This is a genomic window from Mesotoga prima MesG1.Ag.4.2, assembly GCF_000147715.2.
Classification (GTDB): Bacteria; Thermotogota; Thermotogae; order Petrotogales; family Kosmotogaceae; genus Mesotoga; species Mesotoga prima.
This window is the reverse complement of record NC_017934.1, coordinates 1,982,884-2,001,948: the sequence shown is the minus strand read 5'-3', so window position 1 is coordinate 2,001,948 and position 19,065 is coordinate 1,982,884. Positions and strand designations below refer to the sequence as shown.

The 19,065-nt window shown below is 45.2% G+C and carries 17 protein-coding genes and 1 pseudogene; 6 read left to right on the top strand and 12 right to left on the bottom strand.

The genetic code is table 11. The features are described from left to right. Positions 1 to 7 precede the first annotated feature (7 nt). The gene (locus tag THEBA_RS09340) at positions 8 to 214 is read left to right on the top strand and encodes a heavy-metal-associated domain-containing protein (protein ID WP_014731321.1); all 207 of its coding nucleotides are present in this window, start codon (positions 8 to 10) and stop codon (positions 212 to 214) included. Position 215: 1 nt separating this feature from the next. Further along, the gene (locus THEBA_RS09335) at positions 216 to 497 is read left to right on the top strand and encodes a metal-sensing transcriptional repressor (protein ID WP_014731320.1); all 282 of its coding nucleotides are present in this window, start codon (positions 216 to 218) and stop codon (positions 495 to 497) included. On the opposite strand, the gene THEBA_RS09330 is transcribed toward THEBA_RS09335, so the two are convergent. From THEBA_RS09330 to THEBA_RS09315, 4 genes are all read right to left on the bottom strand, one after another. After that, positions 494 to 844: a hypothetical protein gene (locus THEBA_RS09330; protein ID WP_014731319.1), complete on the bottom strand. Its 351-nt coding sequence runs from the start codon at positions 842 to 844 to the stop codon at positions 494 to 496. The two genes, THEBA_RS09335 and THEBA_RS09330, sit on opposite strands and share 4 nt — an antisense overlap. Then, positions 828 to 2,072 (bottom strand): L-lactate MFS transporter, encoded by a 1,245-nt coding sequence (locus tag THEBA_RS09325; RefSeq protein WP_006488325.1) that lies wholly within the window; start codon positions 2,070 to 2,072, stop codon positions 828 to 830. The genes THEBA_RS09330 and THEBA_RS09325 overlap by 17 nt, the downstream gene beginning before the upstream one ends. A gap of 145 nt (positions 2,073 to 2,217) precedes the next feature. Then, on the bottom strand, positions 2,218 to 2,631 hold the full coding sequence (locus tag THEBA_RS09320) for a nuclear transport factor 2 family protein (protein ID WP_099773113.1): 414 nt from the start codon (positions 2,629 to 2,631) through the stop codon (positions 2,218 to 2,220). Positions 2,632 to 3,223: 592 nt separating this feature from the next. Further along, entirely contained in the window at positions 3,224 to 4,003 is a 780-nt protein-coding gene (locus THEBA_RS09315) for a GNAT family N-acetyltransferase (protein ID WP_014731316.1), read from the bottom strand. A gap of 143 nt (positions 4,004 to 4,146) precedes the next feature. On the opposite strand from THEBA_RS09315, the gene THEBA_RS09310 reads away from it, so the two are divergent. Further along, positions 4,147 to 4,782, top strand: a complete 636-nt coding sequence (locus THEBA_RS09310; RefSeq protein WP_006488334.1) for a 4Fe-4S binding protein — start codon at positions 4,147 to 4,149, stop codon at positions 4,780 to 4,782. 142 nt (positions 4,783 to 4,924) lie between these two features. Then, a complete protein-coding gene (locus THEBA_RS09305; protein ID WP_006488336.1) occupies positions 4,925 to 8,083 on the top strand; it encodes a PAS domain S-box protein in 3,159 nt (1,052 codons plus the stop codon). A gap of 42 nt (positions 8,084 to 8,125) precedes the next feature. Here the strand turns inward: THEBA_RS09305 and THEBA_RS09300 are convergent, their stop codons facing one another. Genes THEBA_RS09300 through THEBA_RS09285 form a run of 4 tightly spaced genes read right to left on the bottom strand, consistent with a single transcriptional unit; the run spans position 8,126 to position 12,878 of the window. After that, positions 8,126 to 9,040, bottom strand: a complete 915-nt coding sequence (locus THEBA_RS09300; RefSeq protein WP_236609135.1) for a phospholipase C/P1 nuclease family protein — start codon at positions 9,038 to 9,040, stop codon at positions 8,126 to 8,128. Between the two features lie 19 nt (positions 9,041 to 9,059). Next, positions 9,060 to 10,139: an ABC transporter ATP-binding protein gene (locus tag THEBA_RS09295; RefSeq protein WP_006488340.1), complete on the bottom strand. Its 1,080-nt coding sequence runs from the start codon at positions 10,137 to 10,139 to the stop codon at positions 9,060 to 9,062. A gap of 4 nt (positions 10,140 to 10,143) precedes the next feature. After that, a complete protein-coding gene (locus THEBA_RS09290; protein ID WP_006488342.1) occupies positions 10,144 to 11,838 on the bottom strand; it encodes an ABC transporter permease in 1,695 nt (564 codons plus the stop codon). Positions 11,839 to 11,897: 59 nt separating this feature from the next. Continuing rightward, a complete protein-coding gene (locus THEBA_RS09285; protein WP_006488344.1) occupies positions 11,898 to 12,878 on the bottom strand; it encodes an ABC transporter substrate-binding protein in 981 nt (326 codons plus the stop codon). A 320-nt stretch (positions 12,879 to 13,198) separates the two neighbouring features. Between THEBA_RS09285 and THEBA_RS09280 the strand changes: the two genes are divergently transcribed. Together THEBA_RS09280 and THEBA_RS09275 are read left to right on the top strand one after the other, a co-directional pair. Further along, positions 13,199 to 14,065: a MurR/RpiR family transcriptional regulator gene (locus THEBA_RS09280; protein WP_014731314.1), complete on the top strand. Its 867-nt coding sequence runs from the start codon at positions 13,199 to 13,201 to the stop codon at positions 14,063 to 14,065. A 162-nt stretch (positions 14,066 to 14,227) separates the two neighbouring features. Continuing rightward, complete coding sequence (locus THEBA_RS09275; RefSeq protein WP_014731313.1) at positions 14,228 to 15,133, top strand: isoaspartyl peptidase/L-asparaginase family protein; 906 nt, start codon at positions 14,228 to 14,230, stop codon at positions 15,131 to 15,133. Here THEBA_RS09275 and THEBA_RS09270 read toward each other — a convergent pair. The 4 genes and pseudogenes from THEBA_RS09270 to THEBA_RS09255 form a co-directional block, all read right to left on the bottom strand. Further along, entirely contained in the window at positions 15,099 to 15,551 is a 453-nt protein-coding gene (locus tag THEBA_RS09270) for an MATE family efflux transporter (protein ID WP_041928188.1), read from the bottom strand. The two genes, THEBA_RS09275 and THEBA_RS09270, sit on opposite strands and share 35 nt — an antisense overlap. 211 nt (positions 15,552 to 15,762) lie before the next feature. Continuing rightward, a pseudogene (locus THEBA_RS14430) lies at positions 15,763 to 16,431 on the bottom strand (MATE family efflux transporter). Between the two features lie 921 nt (positions 16,432 to 17,352). Then, positions 17,353 to 18,279, bottom strand: coding sequence for an MBL fold metallo-hydrolase (locus THEBA_RS09260; protein WP_014731312.1), 927 nt, complete (start codon positions 18,277 to 18,279; stop codon positions 17,353 to 17,355). Then, positions 18,276 to 18,911 carry a cyclase family protein gene (locus THEBA_RS09255; protein ID WP_014731311.1) on the bottom strand — a complete coding sequence of 212 codons (636 nt, stop codon included), beginning with the start codon at positions 18,909 to 18,911 and terminating at the stop codon, positions 18,276 to 18,278. Before THEBA_RS09255 ends, THEBA_RS09260 begins: the two co-directional genes overlap by 4 nt. Positions 18,912 to 19,065: the final 154 nt, after the last annotated feature.

Here is a 19,065-nt window from a genome sequence, read left to right as displayed (position 1 = left end):
GAAGAAAATGAGACTGACAATTGAAGGAATGAGCTGCAACCACTGCAAGATGAGGGTTGAAAAATCATTGAAGGCTCTGGAAGGAGTCAAGGACGTAGAAGTCGATCTTGGAACCGGAGTGGCAACCATTAGCACTTCAAAGGAAATAGAAGACAGGTTGCTGAAAGAAGCCGTAGAAGATGCCGGCTATTTGTTAAAGGGAATCGAAAGATAAGATGGATAATCATTCTCATCACAAACACAGCGGCGCGTTGAAGATTCTCAGGACAGCAAGGGGTCAGATAGACGGTATCATAAAGATGATAGAAGAAGAGCGATATTGCATAGATATTTCGACACAGCTCCTGGCCGTTATCTCTCTTCTCAAAAAGGCAAACACAACCGTTGTCAACAAACACATCGAAACATGCATAAGGGAAGCTATTGATTCAGGAAATGTCGATGAGAAGATAGGTGAACTGGAGACGCTTATGAAATACATCGAAAAGAGCCTCTAATCTACTGAAGGAGGCTCTTTTGGAGTTTTACCGTCATCTATTGAATGCTTCGATAATCCCTTAAGCACCTCTTCCAGCTCATCGTCTTCAACACTCCAGAGATCTTCGATTCTTTGCTTCATCAGGGCGTCTCTCTCTTCGGATGCTTTCATATAGAGCATGAAGAGCTTCTTCCTGCGCGAATCCATCGAACCGATCTCTCTTAGGACATCGATCGTTACTTTCTTGTCCTCATCTATTAGGTCTCCGATCGTAAGAACTACGTCTTCGAGTTTCCACTGAACATCGTCGGACAGCACGGCGAGCGTTTTCCTGATCTTTTTAAGCTTTTCAGTTCTCTTTTGCATCGGCTCTTCCCCCATTTTTCTCTCGTTTTTCTTCTTCGGGATGCCTGATGACCAGGCTCAGCAGAGCGCCCGCTACGCTTAGCACGGCCGAGACTATGTAGCTTATCTCATACCCACCGGTGATATCACGGGCGATTCCTCCGAGCAATGGCCCGATAACTCCGCCAACACCCCACGCCGTTATCATTACACCGTAATTCACTCCAAGATTCTTAACACCGTAAAAGTCAGCCGTCACAACCGGAAAGATTGCAAGCATTCCACCAAATGTGAACCCAACAACGCTCTTGCCTATTAATAAAGCAAGAGGATTTGTTAACGAGCTGAACAGGAAGTAAACAAGTGCCTGTATGGCAAACATAGCGAAAAGTGTGGCCGTTCTCCCAATAAAGTCGGAGATGCTTCCCCAGGTAACCCGGCCAATGAAATTGAAGATTGCATATACAACCACGAGAAGAAAGCCGTTACTAATCGATGCCTGCTCAAGACCGATCTTAGACATCTGGCCAATAATGAGTAATCCCGCAAATGTTCCAAAGAAGAACATGGTCCACAGTATGTAGAACTGTGGCGTTCTAACCATCTCCTTAAGGGTGTAATCCTTTGAGGTCAGTCTATGGACCTTTCTCGGCTTCTTTTTCAGTCTTACCTTTTCGACTCCCTCTTGGGGATTACTTATGAAGAACGAGAGAGTGAAGACTATTAGAAAGAATAGAAGACCCAGTATCATAAGGGACGTGGGCAGACCAAACAGACCAATGAGGCCTGACGTCAACGGTGCAATATACACCGGTGCCAGACCGAAGCCACTGACAACGATTCCAGATATTAGCCCTCTATGGTCGGAGTGGAACCACTTCACTGCGGCCGGCGTTGGCGATGAATAACCAAAACCCATTGCAAGACCGAAGACAAGACCGAAGAAAAACGTCAGACCTGCAACCGAAAGGTTCAGGCCGGAAAAGAAGAAACCCAGGCCGGCAAGGATCGATGAAACAAAGAGAACGGGTCTCGGGCCAAACTTGTCCTGAAGCTTTCCCCCGGGAATCATAGTGAGAGCGAAAACCGCAGAAGCCAGCATATAAGGGATTTGAGTCTGAGTTGCAGTCCATTTGAAGTCGTCTATCAGGGCCGCAGAAATAATTCCCCATGAATAGAGGACGCCGAGCGTAAGGTTGACTCCAAGACCACTGAAGACTACGAGCCAGGCCTTCTTTGTATTATCCACAGATTTGTCCTCCTGAAAATGACGTTAATTGCCGGGCAGATCTGTTCAGTCGGTTCGTAGTACTATGGTAGTATTTTACAACAACTCCACATCATTCCAAAACTGTGCGATACGATCAACCAATTCTTAGATGAAAAACCGGTGATTACTTTTCCCTTGTCCTGAATAGGCTCGCGTAAGAACCAGAAAACGCTTGCTGGAAGTGAACAAGCTGCCACTTCTTCTCAACCTTTAGTAGAAAGGCCGAACCAAAAGTCTCAACTCTCCTTAAGGCGGCTTTTCTAGCAAACTTGACGCCTCTTTTCCATGAAAAATAACAGAATGAAGGTCTTTCAACAGAGGATTCCCAGGATATCGGTTCGAAAAGAACCCCGAATGATTCGAACTCTCTTTTCAGAAGCTGGAGAAACTCATCTATGCCATTACTGGATAGTCCCTCGGGATTGATGTAGGTAATATTATCGGTGCAAAGTGACTTCAACGATTCAAAATCCTGATTCCTGTAGCTCTCGAAAAAGGCCTTTAGAACCTCTCTGGCCGACATCTCGCTTGGCTCCACTGAATAACACCTCACTCTCAGTCACTATTAAGATTCTATCATTGAACTGCCCCGTCAAATGTGTACAAAATCGTATCGTTAGTCGTTCAAACTGGAATGTAATCTCGCTGAGATGGGAGGTTTTCTTAATGAAAACGATTGTTATGATCTTTTTCTTTCTCGTTTTCTTTGTGGCAGTCCCCGGGCTAACACTGAGAGCTGGAAAAGAAGCCCAGCGATAATCGCTTTCTCTCTGGAACTGGACTCCAATATTTACTGCGGAGTGGGAGCGATACCTACAATTACGATATTTGGTTCAGGCGGTCCCTGGTCTTTCTAGCTTACAGGAAGTTACAGATCGTAATTTGAGCTTATTCGGAGAGAAGATGATAATATCAGCTGTTTGAAGAGGTTGTGCCGGAGCAATATTTTCCGACGCTTTCGATTTGGCTGCCATAGCGGGAATGCTTCTTGAGATCAAATGGAGTTTAAATACTAGCTTCAAAGCAGGATTTCAGCTGTGGATGAGTCTTGGACTGTATCAGCTAATTACGAACCCGGAAAAGAGCTTCGTTCCAATGGGTCAGATCGCGTAGCCCTTGATTTCTGAAGGTCATCGTTTTTTGAACCTGAGTGTTTTCAGCTTACCGATCTCTCTAAAACCCAGCCGATTATAGATCCTTCCCGCCTCTGGATTGTCGTATAGCAAACATGGTGTCCTTCCCTCGGCGAGTAGATCTTCACACAGCTTGGATACAACTGCCGAAGCAAGACCTCGCCCTCTGAAATCCTTGCCGGTTGCGACTCCAATAATCATTGCCATATCGGAACTCTCGGAGGTACTGGCCGCCGTGGCCAGTATTTCGCCCTGATCTTCGATTATGTATCTTCTTGTGCTCCCGTCTTTCAGTGTGGCCATGAAGGATTCTTCATCCGTTGCGTGGAACTCTTCTATTAAGAAAAGAAAGGCCAGAAGCTTCTCTGCATCCTCAGTAGTAGCCCTTCTTACCTCAAACCCGGCCGCATTAAGATTGGGTTCCCTCAAAACTGCGAAGCGGAGAGTTTCTTCCTCTTCACGTATCTCCTGCAAATACGGAGATATCCTATCTATACCCGAGATGGTTCCGCTAAGCATCATAGCCTGTTCATACCTCCTCACAACGCCTGCCGCTTCTCTGAAATTCATCCCCGCCCCGTCGGAAAGAATGAGAAATTTGTAGTATCGAAGCAGAATGCCTCTAGGACTGTCAAAGTCTCCATCTAGGTAAATCTCCATGTTGTCCGAATCAGGACTTGTATTCTCTATATCGCCGATAATGAACATGCTGAACTCCCTGTTTTTGTAAAGAAAGGGAAGAAGATTCCTCCACTCACTGCCGTCGATTTTTCTCATCGGATCACCGCCATTAGTTTGGACTGTAAAGACTATACCATCAAGAACCTATTCACAAATCGCCTCCTCTAATACGTTCGTGACTTATATCACGTACTTGACCTTACTTTTGCTATAGACTTTCATTGAAAGGAGAGATTTATATGACAAATAGAAAGGCCGCGGCTCTGAGAGTAATTGTAGAGGTTGGCTTCCTGTTCCTATTCTTTTTTCTTCTGAGGAGCAGGGATCTCCAGAAGTGGTTCTTAATTTTCGGGATCGGTCTGGTCGGAGCTCTATTTCTGGGAAGGTTTTACTGCGGGTGGATCTGCCCAATGGAAACACTTTTCAGACCCATAAATTGGCTCTATTCAAAGCTTAGAGTGAAGAGGTTAAAGACACCAGCAATCTTCAAGAACAATGTATTCAGATGGTCTATACTTGTTCTCTTCCTTTTGCTTATGGTAGCGGTAAGAATCTTTAAGATCAAGGTCAACCTTCTTCTATACATAACTGCCTTCTCTGTTCTGATAACTCTGGTATTCGAAGAAGAGTTTTGGCACAGGTATATGTGTCCCTTTGGAACCTTGCTGTCTCTCTTTTCAAGAAAACCGTTATTTGGAATGAAGGTGGAAAAACCACCGTGTGTTTCCTGCGGGATCTGTCAGAATGTTTGCCCTGTAAGTGCAATCGAAACCGAAGAAGATGGAATGAAGATTGACACTTCGGAATGTCTTGTATGTCTTAAATGCAAAGAGAGCTGCCCAAAAATTTCGATAAAGTATTCCGTATTGAAATGATCAGTAGCTCGCCTTGAAAAGGGCAGACTGAAGAGTTATCCCATTTAATCTGGGACGGCTTTCCATTGTTTGAATATTAGATTGCTACCAAGGTTTTTAATGCTAGAATCACTCTATTACTAAAGTAGAGAGAGGTATTATAGTGTCGACTGAAGAAGGCAGCGACAACCTGGCAAGATCAGTTTTCGCTCTTCAGGAGCGGATGAAGGAATTGGATTGCGTTTACAGAATATTCAATGAGCTTCATAAGTCTTCGACTGCCGATGAAGCAGTTGTATCTGCATTGGAACAGCTTCCTCGGGGATTTAGATTTCCCGAACTGACGGCGATAAGAATAGAGATCGATGGAAATGAGCATAGATCAGTCGATCAATGGTCTGATGAAAGAATGATTTCAGCGGAAATCGTTGTGAACGGAAAGAAAATAGGAACAATAAGTGTCTCCTTAACAGAAGAGCTCGACATAAAGGGAAGTCCTTTTCTTAAGGAAGAAAAGAAACTTCTTTCGGGAGTAGCTGTTGCGCTTTCAAATACCCTTGAGAGAGTAATCATTCAGCGGGAACTGAAGGAAAGTCTCGCAAGACTAACTTTCGCAGTAGATGCTTCTGGCGAAGGCATATGGGACTGGGATATTGAGACCGGCAAGGTTATTTTCTCCAAGCGATGGAAGGAGATACTTGGTTTCTCTGACGAAGAGATCTCTGATCACTTCAGCGAATGGGAGAAGAGAATTCATCCCGAAGATGTTGAAGAGGTGAAGTCTGTTCTCAATAGATGTCTCAAAGGCGATATACCCTTCTATGAAAAGGAGTACAGACTAATAGGGAAGAACGGTTCTCTTGTCTGGGTTCGTGATAGAGCACGAATTGTCTCAAGAGACAGTGAAGGAAAACCCTTGAGGATGGTCGGAATGTACACCGATCTTACCCAGCGCAGGATGGACGAAATTAAACTTCAGAAACTCAACAAATTGCTAACCCTAATGTTCAGAGCAAACGAATTTCTCGTCCATGCAAAGGATGAACATTCTTTACTGAAGGGACTTTGTGACATCGTGGTCGAAAACGGAGGGTTTCCTCTTGTCTGGATAGCCTTCAAGAAGTCCGGGGGAAAAATGCTGACACCTGTTGCGGTAAGCGGAGTGGCAAAGGGTTATCCCTACGAAGTTGCAGTCGCCTGGGATAACAGCGAATTGAGCAGAAGCGCAATAGGAAAAGCCATAAAAACCGGCAGGACATTCATTTCAAGGGATATCGACAGTTCACCAGACTATCTTCCTTGGAAGAAAACGATTCTGAAGTACGGGTTGAAGTCATCGATTGCCGTGCCCCTTGTTATTGGAAAAGAGATCATCGGCGGCTTTGTTATTTATTCCACAGAGGAAGATGCATTTGATAATGAGGAGGTTCTCCTTCTCGAAGAGCTCGGCGAAGATATCTCCTATGGAATACTGTCACTGAGACTAGAGGCTCAGCTAGAGCATCAGAGCGGTGTTCTATCATCTATTAGAAGAGTAAACCAGCTGATAGTATCGGCAACCGATGTTGAAGAGTTGATCAAAAGGGCGACGGAGCTTATGACGGGTTCCCGCGGTTTCGAAAGATGTCTTCTTGTTCTCGTTGAGAATGGAGATGTGAAGAACTGGGCCGCTTCTGGCTTCAGCAGAACGCAGCTGCTCGAAGTCGACTCCATTTTCGAGTCGGGAGAAATTCCTCCTCTTTTGAGAAGGACAATGGAAGAAGAAGGAGTGATCTCCTTAACTGGAAGAAAGTCCAGCAAACAATGCGTAACAATCAGCGATTCAGATGATCTTGCAGTCTTCGCGAAAGGGCTCAGAATCGGTGGCAATATCCTGGGTGCTATGGCCGTAGTTATGAAACAGAGCTTCTCTTTTTCGAAGGATGAAAGAGATCTCTTTTCCGAAATCGTGGATGATATTTCTTTTGCGATCCATAAGATAAGAATTGAGAAGAACGAGAGAGTTCTCCAGAAGAGGTTTTCTCTTTTCATGGATAAACTGCCCGGAGCCGTGTTCATTTCTGACAGTGACCTGAAGACTTCATACTTCAATGACTTCGCAGCCAGAGTCTTTGGTTTCAAAGAAGACTGGAAAGGAAAGAATCCCGAAGCCAACTATCCCGGAGAACTCGACAAGCTGATTCTTCAAGATGATAGAAGGACTCAAAACGGGGAGAACATCGTGAGGGAAGAGAGGGTACTCGGTACCGACGGCAAGGAAAGGATCCTCTATGTTCAGAAGTTTCCAATTGTTTCAGAAGGAGATAAACCGATGGTCGGTGCAATCGCCATGGATATTACCGAATGGAAGCTCGCAGAGATGGCCCTCACCAGATTGGGAAGAGTCATAGATCTTTCAGTGAATGAGCTATATATATTCGATTCAGAGACTCTGAGATTTCTTCAAGCGAACAAGGGTGCTCTAGAGAATTCAGGGTACTCTCTTGAAGAGTTGCGAAAGATGACTCCACTGGATCTGAAGTTGGAGATGGATAAAAGGGCCTTCGAAGATATTCTCTTTAGGCTCAAAAGAGAACCGGGAAGTTACGAAGTCTTCGAAACCGTTCACATAAGAAAGGATGGCTCCAAATATCCCGTTGAAGTAAGACTACAGCTTCACGACAATGAATACGAACGTGTCTTTGTTGCCATTGTCCTGGATATCTCCGTGAGAAAGATCGCCGAGGAATCGGTGAAAAAGAGTCTTGAGTCACTTATAAATACTTTGTCTTCGCTTGTCGAAGCGAGGGATCCCTACACTTCCGGCCATCAGAAACGTGTAAGCGAGCTTTCGACAGCAATAGCGAGAAAGCTGTTTTCTGAAGATGAGATGCATGAAGATATCGTTGAATCGATAAGAGTAGCTGCTTTGCTTCATGACATAGGGAAGAGTGCAGTGCCCACCGAAATACTGACGAAGCCGGTAAGACTGAACAATCTCGAATACGATTTAGTCAGAGAGCATTCAAAGAAGGGGTACGACATACTGAAAGAGGTTTACTTCCCATGGCCGATAGCTGACATCGTTGCTCAACACCATGAGAGACTTGATGGATCCGGATATCCAAGAGGATTAACGGGCGATGAAATCAGAATAGAGGCCCGTATTATTGCCGTTGCCGATGTAGTTGAGGCAATGTCTTCTCACAGACCTTATAGAGCATCTCTTGGAATAGAGGCGGCACTGGATGAAATACGGCAGAACTCCGGAAGGTTCTACGATCGCAGAGTCGTCGAGGCCTGCCTTGAACTTTTCGAAGAGGGGTTTCAATTCACCGAGTAATCCAGGCCGCTTTTCCAGTGATAAGGAAGTTCCAAGCGACTTTCAGTTAAGCCTTCTTTCCAGGTGATTCAGGTAAAACTTCACTCCCGAAGAGAGATTACGAAGTATCTTGCAGCTTACTTCATCCAGTCGACGGGTATCCTGGGAACTGACGAGTTTGCCATAATACTCCTTTGACAACTCTGGTGATGGATTCTCGAATGAATTGCCGCCGATAAGTCTTTTCACAGACAGTTCTACCTCGGGCAGAAGATCGAAGGCTCTCCTTCTAATTGTCTTCGCCATTTTTTCGAGCCTATCGAAGACGCCGGCCTCAGTCCCCTCTATCTCCTCCAAAAAAGGTTCGTAACCTCTCCACAATCGGTAGCCCAGGTATCTGTCGTGAAATTTGTGATAAAAGCCGATTTTCTTGAACTGCTTCCTGTACAGAAAGGGTATCTTGAATATTTCGATGGGAGTGCCCGGAGAGGCGTGATACGGTGTTCCGCAGTCCTCAAGATAGTGGAGAGCCCTGGCTGCAAATCTTAGAGCCCAATACCTATCTCCCTTTTCATTGGCCAGCATGCTCATACGGTCGAAGTGTAGAAATCTGTCTGTCACTTCGCCGAATCGGAGAATAATATGAAACTCCTCATGACGCCACGTTCCACTTCCTCCCATGAATTTCTGTAAAGGTGAAAGACTTAAGCCTTCATCCATGCCAAAGTCTGGTTCATATGAATAAACTGTCAGAATCTGCCATGCGGGAGCTCTGCCGCTTCTGGGGGCCTTATTGTCGAAAAAGGGTAAATACAGCTCTTCATCTGAGCGAGAAAGGTACGGCCTTCCAAGGTAATCTTCAAAACCATCCTTAGAGCTATTGTACGGACCCTGATCATAAGCCCGATAGCAGTACGGTTTAATCTCGACTTCCTCAGATAGAAAGGCTTTTTTCATATCCATGCATTTGTTAGTCAAGACATCGTGGCCATCCATCTCAGTTGTTTATAACCCAAGCGCTCTCCTTCGAGAAATACAGATCCGTTTCCTTTCCTACGACTGGAAACTTCCTCTCAATAGGGTTGAAAGTCACTGCGTTTAGTATCTTTCCATCGGGAAGCTCAATTTCGTACTCGACGTTCGATCCCAGAAACACGTATTTCAACACCTTTCCACTTAGAACATTGATCTTGTCTTCTTCTCTGTCAGATAAAGACTCCGGTCTTAAGACTATCCTTACACCGTCTCCAGGGGAGAGCTCTCCACCTTTTCTGCCCACAAACTTTTTTCCCAGTGAACTGGATGAAACAGTTACCGAGTCTCCATTGATAGATTCTACCTCGCCGTCAATGAAGTTAACTCTTCCTATGAAATCCGCTACGAAGCTGTTCTGAGGTCTCGCATAAATGTCGAACGGACTCCCTATCTGCATAACCTTCCCATCGTTCATTACAACAATTATGTCGGAAATACTCATCGCCTCGACCTGGTCGTGAGTAACATATACACTGGTAATATTTACCTCCTGTTGAATTCGCCGGATCTCAAGCCTCATAGACTCTCTCAGTTTCGCATCCAGATTCGAAAGCGGCTCATCGAAGAGCAGAACACTTGGTTCCATAACAAGACTTCTTGCTAGTGCCACCCTTTGTTGCTGACCTCCCGACAACTGATCCGGTCTTCTCTTTTCAAGTCCCTTGAGTCCTACGAGATCTGTCATTTCCCTTATCTTCTTCTTCATGGTGCTTCTGTCCAGTCTCTTGAGCTTCAAACCAAAAGAGATATTTTCTTCCACTGTTAGATGGGGGAAGAGAGCGTAACTCTGGAAGACCATCGAAATGTTTCTCCGGTTGGGAGGTAGGTTTGTGACGTCCTTTCCATCCAGCAAGACGCGCCCGTTTGTAGGAACTTCAAAACCCGCGATGATCCTCAATGTGGTAGTCTTTCCACAACCCGAAGGCCCCAGAAGCGTTACCAGTTGCCCTCTTCGGATCTCCTGATCGAAATCGTCTACGGCAACCGTTTCCGTTCCGTAGCTCGTGAAGACCTTTCTCACATTTTTTAATATTAGACTCATCAAATCACCCCTGTCCTGCCGTTCCACCACTGGATAGACTAATTTTGTTCTTAAGGAAGATCTTCAGAATCAGAATGAAGCCCATAATCATACCAATCAATAGCACTGAAAAGGCACATGCTTCCGATAGACGTCCGGAATCACTCTGACTCAGTATTTGAACTGTTATCAGGTTCCATCTGGCCGAAACAAGAAATATCGCCGCGCTGATTGCAGTCATAGCTCTCACAAAGGCAAAGACTAAAGCAGAGAAAAAGGCCGGCATAATCAAGGGAAGCGTGACTTTCGTGAAAACCTGCCTGTTATCTGCGCCAAGCGTGTATGCCGCCTCTTCAATCGCTGGATCTACCTGGTTTAGCAAAGCAACACCCGACTGTATTCCAACCGGTATATACCTGAAAACGAAGTTGAGAACAAGTATCGCCAGAGTTCCCGTGAGCAGCAACGGGGGTTTGTTGAATGAAAGAATATATCCTATTCCAATAACCGTTCCAGGAACTGCAAAACTCAGCATCGAGGTGAACTCCATCACCCTTCTTCCAGGAAAGACCTTCCTGACAAGGAGAAAAGCAATTATCATACCAAGGACGGCAGATATCGGCGTAGAAGTGAAAGCAATAACGAGAGTGTCCTTTATTGCCTCGAGTCCGACGTCGAAGACATACTTGAAGTTCTCCAGAGTAAGAGTATTGTTCATTCCCCACGCCTTCACAAAGGCTCCCCAGAAAATTGTGGCATAGATTGTGAGTGTGAAGACAGCGATAAGCATACACAGTGAAAAGAGAATCCATTTTACCGGTTTACTTACACTCTTAAGGACAGAAGTCGTCGGTTTACCGGTCACCGTGACATACTTCTTCTTTCCAACCCAGTATTTCTGTATAATAAATGCGGCTATCGAAGGAAACAGTAGCCATACTGCAAGCGCTGCTCCCCCTTTAGTATCAAACATTCCCGTTATTTGAAGATAAGCCTGGACGGAAAGCACAGGAAATTTGCTGCCAGCCAGAATAAGTGGATTTCCAAAGTCGGCGAGCGACTCTATGAAGAGAACAAGCATTGTGCTTGCAATACCCGGAACCGACATCGGAAGAATTACTTTCCTGAAGGCCTGCCACCGATTTGCACCGAGATTGAAGGCAGCATCCTCAAGCGTCGGACTGATAGTTCCTATAACACCATCCAGTGTGATGAACGCAACCGGAAAAAAGCAAACCACCTGGGCCATCATGAGACCCCATAAACCGTACACAGGAAAATTTCTTATCCCGAATATCCCGGCGGTAATGATCCCGTTGAACCCGAATAGCATTATGATCGAAAGTGCGCCAATAAACGGCGGGAAGACTATCGGCAGAACGGCAACGGTTCTGAAAAAGCCCTTCAGCGGAATATCCGTTCTGTTAAGCGTGTACGCAAATAGATACCCTACAAGCATTCCGAATATTGCCGTAAGGCCGGCCACCAGAAGACTGTTGAAAAAGCCCTGCCTCATGTATCGATTCGAAAAGGCATGACTGTACGCGCTCAGGTCAAACCCGCCTTCCTTGTCGGTCATACTAACCGCAAAAACCCTGAATAGGGGATAGACAATGAATATGGCCAAGGCGGCGAATATCAGAACTATTATCAAAAGCAGAACTGGATCCTTAAGAAGATTAAGAAACCTATTTTTTGCTTCTTCTCCCCTTATAGCCACAGGACGACCTCCTATTAAAGAGGGGGATTTCTCCCCCTCAAAACAAATCTAAGTGATCGTTAGTATGGAAGTACTTCGTTAATCCATCTCTCGATAAGTCTGGTCTTGTTTTCTGCGGCCCAAGCAGGATCGATGGAAAGAAGATTGATCGTTGAAAGCGGCTGTAGGCTGCCGAAATCGACATCGGGTCTTATGGGGTAGAAGTATGTCTTCTGGTCAACTATCTGCTGCTGACCGGCCTTGGAAACGACCCAATCGATAAGCTTCTGAGCATCCGCAAGGTTCTTGGCTCCCTTCAGAATCGAGACTGAAGCCACTTCGTAGGGCACTCCTTCCTTGGGGAACACAACGGATACAGGGTATCCCTGTTCCATGAACTGGAAGAAAGCCGGGGTGAACTGAATTCCAAGCGCAACCTGACCAGGGCCGACGGCCTTGGAGGGTCCAGTTCCGCTCTGCGTATAGGTCTGGATATTTGGAGCTAGATTCTTCAGGTACTGGAAGGCCCCATCTTCACCGTAAATCTTTACTAAACCAGTGATCAAGCTGTAGGCAGTTCCAGAAGACTGGGGATTTGGATACTGAATCATTCTTCTGTATTCGGAAGCGAGGAGATCTTCCCAGGATTCCGGCAAAGAGGCCTTTATCTGCTCCAGGACGGAGGTATTAACTCCAACACCGAGAGGATTCATATAAATCGGATGGTAATAACCCTCAACGTCATAGAACTCGGGTGAGACACCGTATACACTTAACGTCTTGTAGGCCTGTGTCAACCCACGTTCTTTTGCGATAATATGGTTTTCCAGTGGTGCGCCAAACCACACATCGGCCTGCGGATTGCTGGATTCGGCTTCAATCCTTGCCAGGGCAGGTCCCGAAGAAAGGAAGACAAAGTCAACTTCGATCCCCGTGTCCTCAACAAATGCATTCAATATCTTCCTCGCATTTGCCTCATCGACGCTGGAATAGACCACGAGATTTGCAAAGGCTGATGCAAAGAACACCAAAAAGATCACAGAGATAAGAACTCGCTTCATACAAACACCTCCTAATTAATGTAACTATATTCTATCATCTGCGCTGTTACGTAGAATAACTCCCTCTTGAGTAGATTTAATTATGATGCATTACGGCTCCAAACTACTCCAATGGATCTTCAACACATCAAATCAATCAAATTGAATCTCTCAAAGTGGAGGATCAAGATCCAAGCTTCCATAGTTCAGTTATCAACTTTGTTTCTAGCGAGAAGAAGTATATGCTGTTATGAAAACATAGTTTCAATATGCTATCATTATGAAAAGATAGTTTCATGAGTCAGATAATTAACTAATTTCTTGCCGAAAGGTTGATGGGAATGGTATCCGAAGAGATAACGAAAATCAAAGATGACCTATCGCCTGCATACAAAAGGATAGCAACCTTCATTCTCAAAGAATACTCGCAGGTAGGGTTCATGTCTATTGAAGAACTGAGCTCAATGGCCGGTGCGAGCAAGGCTTCTGTAGTCCGATTCTCGAGACGTCTCGGTTTCTCGGGATTCAATGAACTGAAGAAGACTATCCAGCATGAACTCAGGAAAAGACTTTTACCATATGAGAAGATCGCGACGACAGAACTTGACAGGGCCCCGGTGGAAAACCAGCTGAAATTGCTCAGACAGAATGAGATCAACAACCTTAAGAATACTTTATCCGGGATCGGAGAAGAGGAACTTCACAAATGGATCGACACTATTAGAGCAGCCAGTAACATCTATTTTGGGGGCTTCGGCGCAACAAAACACGTGGTCTCGCTGATGCGGTACACAATCTCCGTTCTTCAGCGGAAGCCAACCTGGTTGCTTTCTGGATCGGTCTCCGACTTTTCCTTCAAAATAAAGCTCATGGAAAGAAATGACGCTTTGATAGTGATGACCTTTCCTCCATATTCAAAAGAAGTGGAATACATGGTCGACTTTGCACTGGAGAGAAATGTGAGGACTCTTCTCGTTACAGATTCCGTTGACTGTCCGGTCTACTCGAAAGCCTATTCGTCGATTCTGTGTGAGAACAACTCACTTCTCTTCGGAAACTCCTTCGTTGGTCCCATAGCGGTCGCGGAAATGATAGGTAACTTCATCATCCTAAGCGAAAAGAAGACCGGTATGGAGGAGATGAAAAGGCTGTTTGAGGTAGAGGAGAGAGGATACAAAGCAATAAAGATTGACGGCAAGAACAAGTAGATTCATCGTTTGCTCGTGAATGCATCTAATTACTGAAAAGAAGATTAAGGGAATCGAAGAGGGGAATTGATTTAGCCCGCTGTGGCATCTGAGTTCTTTTTTAGATAGGAGTGTTCTAGTTTTAATCAAGGAAGATTCTTTTGCTTGAAACGAGGTGTTTGTATGAAGGCCATCATTGTGCACGGCGGTACCGGAAGTTTCAAGAGCGTAACTGACGCCGATGAACACAGAAGGGGAATCGAAGAGGCAGTCAGGCAAGGATTTCTAACTCTCGAGAAGATAAACAGCGCAGAAGAAGCCGTTGTTACCGCCGTGTCCGTGATGGAAGAGGACCCGACCTTCAACTGTGGCAGGGGATCGGTGCTTACTTATCGCGGCGATATCGAAATGGATGCTGCGATAATGGACAATAATTTAAATGCGGGAGCTGTTTCCGGTTTGAAGAGAATTCTCCATCCCATAACGGTTGCACGGGCCGTCATGGAACAGACTGATCATGTTTTACTTGCCGGCGCTGAACTGGAGGAATTTGTTACGGTTCTAGGATTTCCGAGGGAGGATAACCTGATCGTTCCGAAAAGGCTCGTACAGTGGAAAGAAGAACTTGAGAAAATTGCCAGAGGCGAGAAGACCAGATTTGGAAAGAGCGTCAAGCTGGCGAAAAAGGCCGAGGAGTATCACTCTACCTGTGGTGCAGTCGCGATAGATGACCACGGAAGAATGACAGCCGGAACCTCCACGGGCGGAATGATGATGAAAAGCTTCGGCAGGGTGGGAGACAGCCCCATTATAGGCGCGGGAACCTACGCGGATTCATTCGGCGCAGTCTCCGCAACGGGTCATGGAGAAAAGATTATGAAGCTCACCCTGAGCAGGCTGGTTGCCTTCTTCATGGAACAGTACCCCGCTCAAAAGTCCGTCGACATCGCTCTCGAGAGAGCCAGATACTTCGACTGTGAGTGCGGTTTAATTGCGCTCGACAGATACGGCAATATCGGAATAGGGCACACTTCAAAGGATATGTCATGGGCGTTCATAAAAGATGGTCATGCACCGGTGATATTCTAATAATCACTGGCTGCCTTTCTCGTAGAGAAAGCTCCCTGCTTTGAGACTTCAGTTTTTTGAAAATCGCTACGGAAAGAAAAGCTGCAACAAATAGCGCAAAGTAACTGGCAACTGTCCGAGAAAAATGATCCTCATTGAGCTCGAAGATCTTTTGCAAAAAGATAATCGCAGGTATAAGGAAGAAATCTTGTTTCGACATCGGCAGCAATCTCGCTGCGATTCCCTTTCCAAAAACCTGAAGCAGGTCCGTAGAAGTTATCACGAAGCCGAATGTGGAAAAGAAGATGTTTACCACCCTAAAGGCTCTGGAGCCCACATCGATGACTTCTGGGTCGTTACAGGAGATGCTTATAATCGAACTCGGTATAGTCAACCCGGTAATGGTAAAAACCACTGCAAAGACCGTAATCACTATCAACAAAAATCTCAGAGTTTCAAAAACCCTAGAAGACTTCTTCGCGCCTTAATTATAGCCAGCAACCGGTTGAAATGCAAGATCGTATCCGAATAGAACCATCATCCCCAACATGAGAACCCCCATTGTTGTTTCGACGGCCGAAACGACATGATCCTCGTAGTTTCCGGCAGCGTGATTCAGAAGTGCGGTGCGAAACTTGACAGAGATTGCCTCAGGAGTGTCGAAAGACGGATTTTGAAGATTTCAGAGTATATCTGAAGAGAGAGAGACTGTACAGTCTTATAGATAGATTCGTGCTACTCTTCTTTCTTATGTAGTACTCGAGAATGATCATCGTCGAAACAGACTGAGAGATGACTGACGCAACGGCCGCTCCCACGATACTCATTCCACATCCGAAGATGAAAACAGGAAAGAGCGCAACATTGAGAAGGACTCCAGAGACCATAGCAACCATGAATTTCTGGGCGTTGCCCTCCACTCTTACGAGATTGTTCATGGTCATGTTCATCATGGTAAATATCGACCCCATAATGATCATCTTTGTGTATTCTCTCGTGTACTCCATAATAGTCTCGGTAGGCCCGAAAGCGGTAAGAAGAGGGTCCAGGAATATCAGTCCAGGTACGGTGAAGGCAGTTCCCGTTGCAAAACTTGTGAAGAGAGCCGTGGATGCCGCCTAATCGGCTTGCTTCTTATCTCCGGCGTTCAGTTGACGCGAAACATTTGAAGCGGCTCCTACACCGTATGTCAGGCCAACGGCACCTGTAAGATTGAATATTGGAAAGGCAAATGAAACTGAGCCTACGGAGCTTGTTCCTATCCACCCAATGAAGAAAGTATCGACAGAATTGTAGAAAGAATTTCTCAACATTGCAATTATTGAAGGAATCGAAAGATCTATGAAAAGCTAAGGGATCTTCATCTTCCCCATCGACCCTCGCTCTTTCCTCGGAACTTCTTAATCTCAAGAAAAACCGCCATTTCAGAGACTACCTGCTATCATAGTACACTAATCGAGTCCATTTGACGGGCATGGAAGGAACGGAAAGCCAACGAATCTTGTTTGCGCGGTCTTTCCGAAGTATTCTCATTAACTTAGAAGCAAACGTAGCCCTTCAGTTCCTATTTCGGGGTTTATACTCTCGTTGCGATAGTAAAAAAACCTCTTAGCAAATCGTCGTTGCATAAAGCGATCGAACCGATAAGAGACCTAATTGGCCCGAGGAGGAGATTACTGAGAAGAAAGAAGGTATTATCAGCTTTCTCTTAGTCTCACTAATACTTTTGGCGGATCGGTCTTTTCTGAAGAACCGATAGACGAGATGTACGAACCTACTGTTGAAGAAACATTCAAAGAGATTCACTGAAAAAAGAAAGCATGGAGGCGAGAGGATTCTACAGAGAAGGAGAGGAAAGCTGAGATCCCCAATTCTACTATTTTGCATCTTCAGCAGCTTTATCTAGGGAAGGAGATGAACCCGTAGAAGAAGCCGACGGCTGCCCTTCAATCGTTTCTTACGTTTGAGGGGCAGCAGTTTAAGATGGAAGAGCAATGATGCCCGAAAATAACATTTTATGCCAATTAATCAAAAAGAAATTTCACTTGACCGAGATAAGGAAAATAAGATCTATGTTGGCTTATGAACCTCTGTCTCTCGTTTCACCTTGCAATCGTGAAGTACATAATCAGTCCCACAACCACCGTGATGCCTATAATCAAAGGAATAATCGCAAATCAAAACATCCTCTCACCTCCATCGAATTCATATGGCACTCAGTTTTCTACTCTCTTTCATTTCTAATCCTTCCTGTTCTTCAACTGCTCTTCAAATTGCGGCCAGATCTCTTCAAGTCTTTCAGAAGGAGTCTGTCGGATCAATCTCGATTCAAATTTTAGAGATTCCCTTTCCACTCCGAGCATCTGCCAAAACTCTCTCTTGAACTGCACGAAGTCAAACCTCTCGCCAAGAATTTCTCTTGCTTTGTCTTCATAATGCAGAAACTCGAGATACTTTGTGTTGAATGAATGTGTCTCTTCGCCTTCTTCAACATCTATTTCTTCACCAAGGAAAAGAGATTTCAGATACTCCAGATTCCTTCTTATAAGACTCTCAGCGACGATTCCAGAGTGTCCAGAAATTACGGTCTGACACGACATCTTAAGTACAGTCTTCAAACTCTCCGTGAAGGTTACCAGATCGCTCCAGAGAGTTAGTGGTAAAGGATCTTCCACAAGATCTCCTACGAAGATCACCGAATCTCTTCTGTCGATGCATACAGAAGAACAGAGAGTGTGCCCCGGCAAATAACGAAACTCTATTTCGTCATCTTCAAAGACTAACCTATAGCTGAAGGTGACATTGGGAAGTCTCTTCAAAACATCTCCGTCTCGAAATCTTTCCAGATTTTCGAAATCGTACTCCCATCTTTCTTCCATTCTTCTTCTTGCAAGTTCATGAGCGACGATTTCGCACCCGCCGAACGCTCCGTTTCCCCAGACATGGTCGAAGTCAGAATGTGAGTTAAAGATTACGAGATCCTTTCTGGGGCTTTCTTTAATTCGATCCTTAACAACGTTCATAAAACTACTTCCTAGAAACGTGTCACACAAATAAAAGCGATCTCCGCCTTCTATCAAATAGACGGATGTTTCCCCACCCATCACTGAATCTCCGTCTTGAAAGGTAAACAACACTCCCCTTCTGCCGACTGTCTGAATCTTCAAGGGTCTCCTCCCTGTTTGACCGCGGCAAAGACTCGGGCTATAGAGGAATCAGCATGGATCTTCAACGGAATCGCGAAGATTTCCAGTTCTTTCGAATTCGACAGGTTTTCAAGTCCGGTAAGATTCTCTGCGATGAAGCAGCCTCCATGGAAAAGAATTCTGTGGATATCGTAAGGGTATCGATCCGGAGAAGATGAGTCGAAACCAACCATTCTCGTTTTACGCTCTACCAGAAATTCGGCCAGATCGGAAGTCAGGTATGGGTTCTTCAAGAAATAGTCCTCGCTACCAAACAGGGAATCCCTTCCAGTCCAGAAAAGAACAATCGAGTCTTCGGAGATCGCTTCTTCATATTGCGGCTTAATTGTTATCTCTGTTTCGCCCCTCACATCTAGGAGAATTCCCTTGCCTATAAGTCTATCGATCTCGATCTGATCTACATAGAGATTTGATTGGGTGAGATGCAGCGGACCGTCTATATGGGTTCCCGAGTGCATACTTATTTCAAGTCTGTGGTTGTTGTATCCGTCTTTACTCAAGACTCTCGACCTGTGGAGCCTTGTCTGATCATCACCTGGATAGACCGGCTGATTGTCTTCGATTACTCTTGTAAGATCGACATATCTAGTCAAAGCATCACCTCGCTATTATTACACGAAAATACAACAACTACAGAATAGCACAGCAAAGGCCTTACAGAGCGAAACAAATCAAAGGTAGTTTTCTTTAATGAAGCAAAGATCTTTATTTGAAATCAATAGATTATATGATATGATTGATACATTC

Bases quoted from the DNA above. Each gene is read 5' to 3' on its own strand.
- THEBA_RS09340 (WP_014731321.1), top strand. From the start codon at position 8: ATGAGACTGACAATTGAAGGAATGAGCTGCAACCACTGCAAGATGAGG.
- THEBA_RS09335 (WP_014731320.1), top strand. From the start codon at position 216: ATGGATAATCATTCTCATCACAAACACAGCGGCGCGTTGAAGATTCTC.
- THEBA_RS09330 (WP_014731319.1), bottom strand. From the start codon at position 844: ATGCAAAAGAGAACTGAAAAGCTTAAAAAGATCAGGAAAACGCTCGCC.
- THEBA_RS09315 (WP_014731316.1), bottom strand. From the start codon at position 4,003: ATGAGAAAAATCGACGGCAGTGAGTGGAGGAATCTTCTTCCCTTTCTT.
- THEBA_RS09310 (WP_006488334.1), top strand. From the start codon at position 4,147: ATGACAAATAGAAAGGCCGCGGCTCTGAGAGTAATTGTAGAGGTTGGC.
- THEBA_RS09295 (WP_006488340.1), bottom strand. From the start codon at position 10,139: ATGAGTCTAATATTAAAAAATGTGAGAAAGGTCTTCACGAGCTACGGA.
- THEBA_RS09285 (WP_006488344.1), bottom strand. From the start codon at position 12,878: ATGAAGCGAGTTCTTATCTCTGTGATCTTTTTGGTGTTCTTTGCATCA.
- THEBA_RS09280 (WP_014731314.1), top strand. From the start codon at position 13,199: ATGGTATCCGAAGAGATAACGAAAATCAAAGATGACCTATCGCCTGCA.
- THEBA_RS09275 (WP_014731313.1), top strand. From the start codon at position 14,228: ATGAAGGCCATCATTGTGCACGGCGGTACCGGAAGTTTCAAGAGCGTA.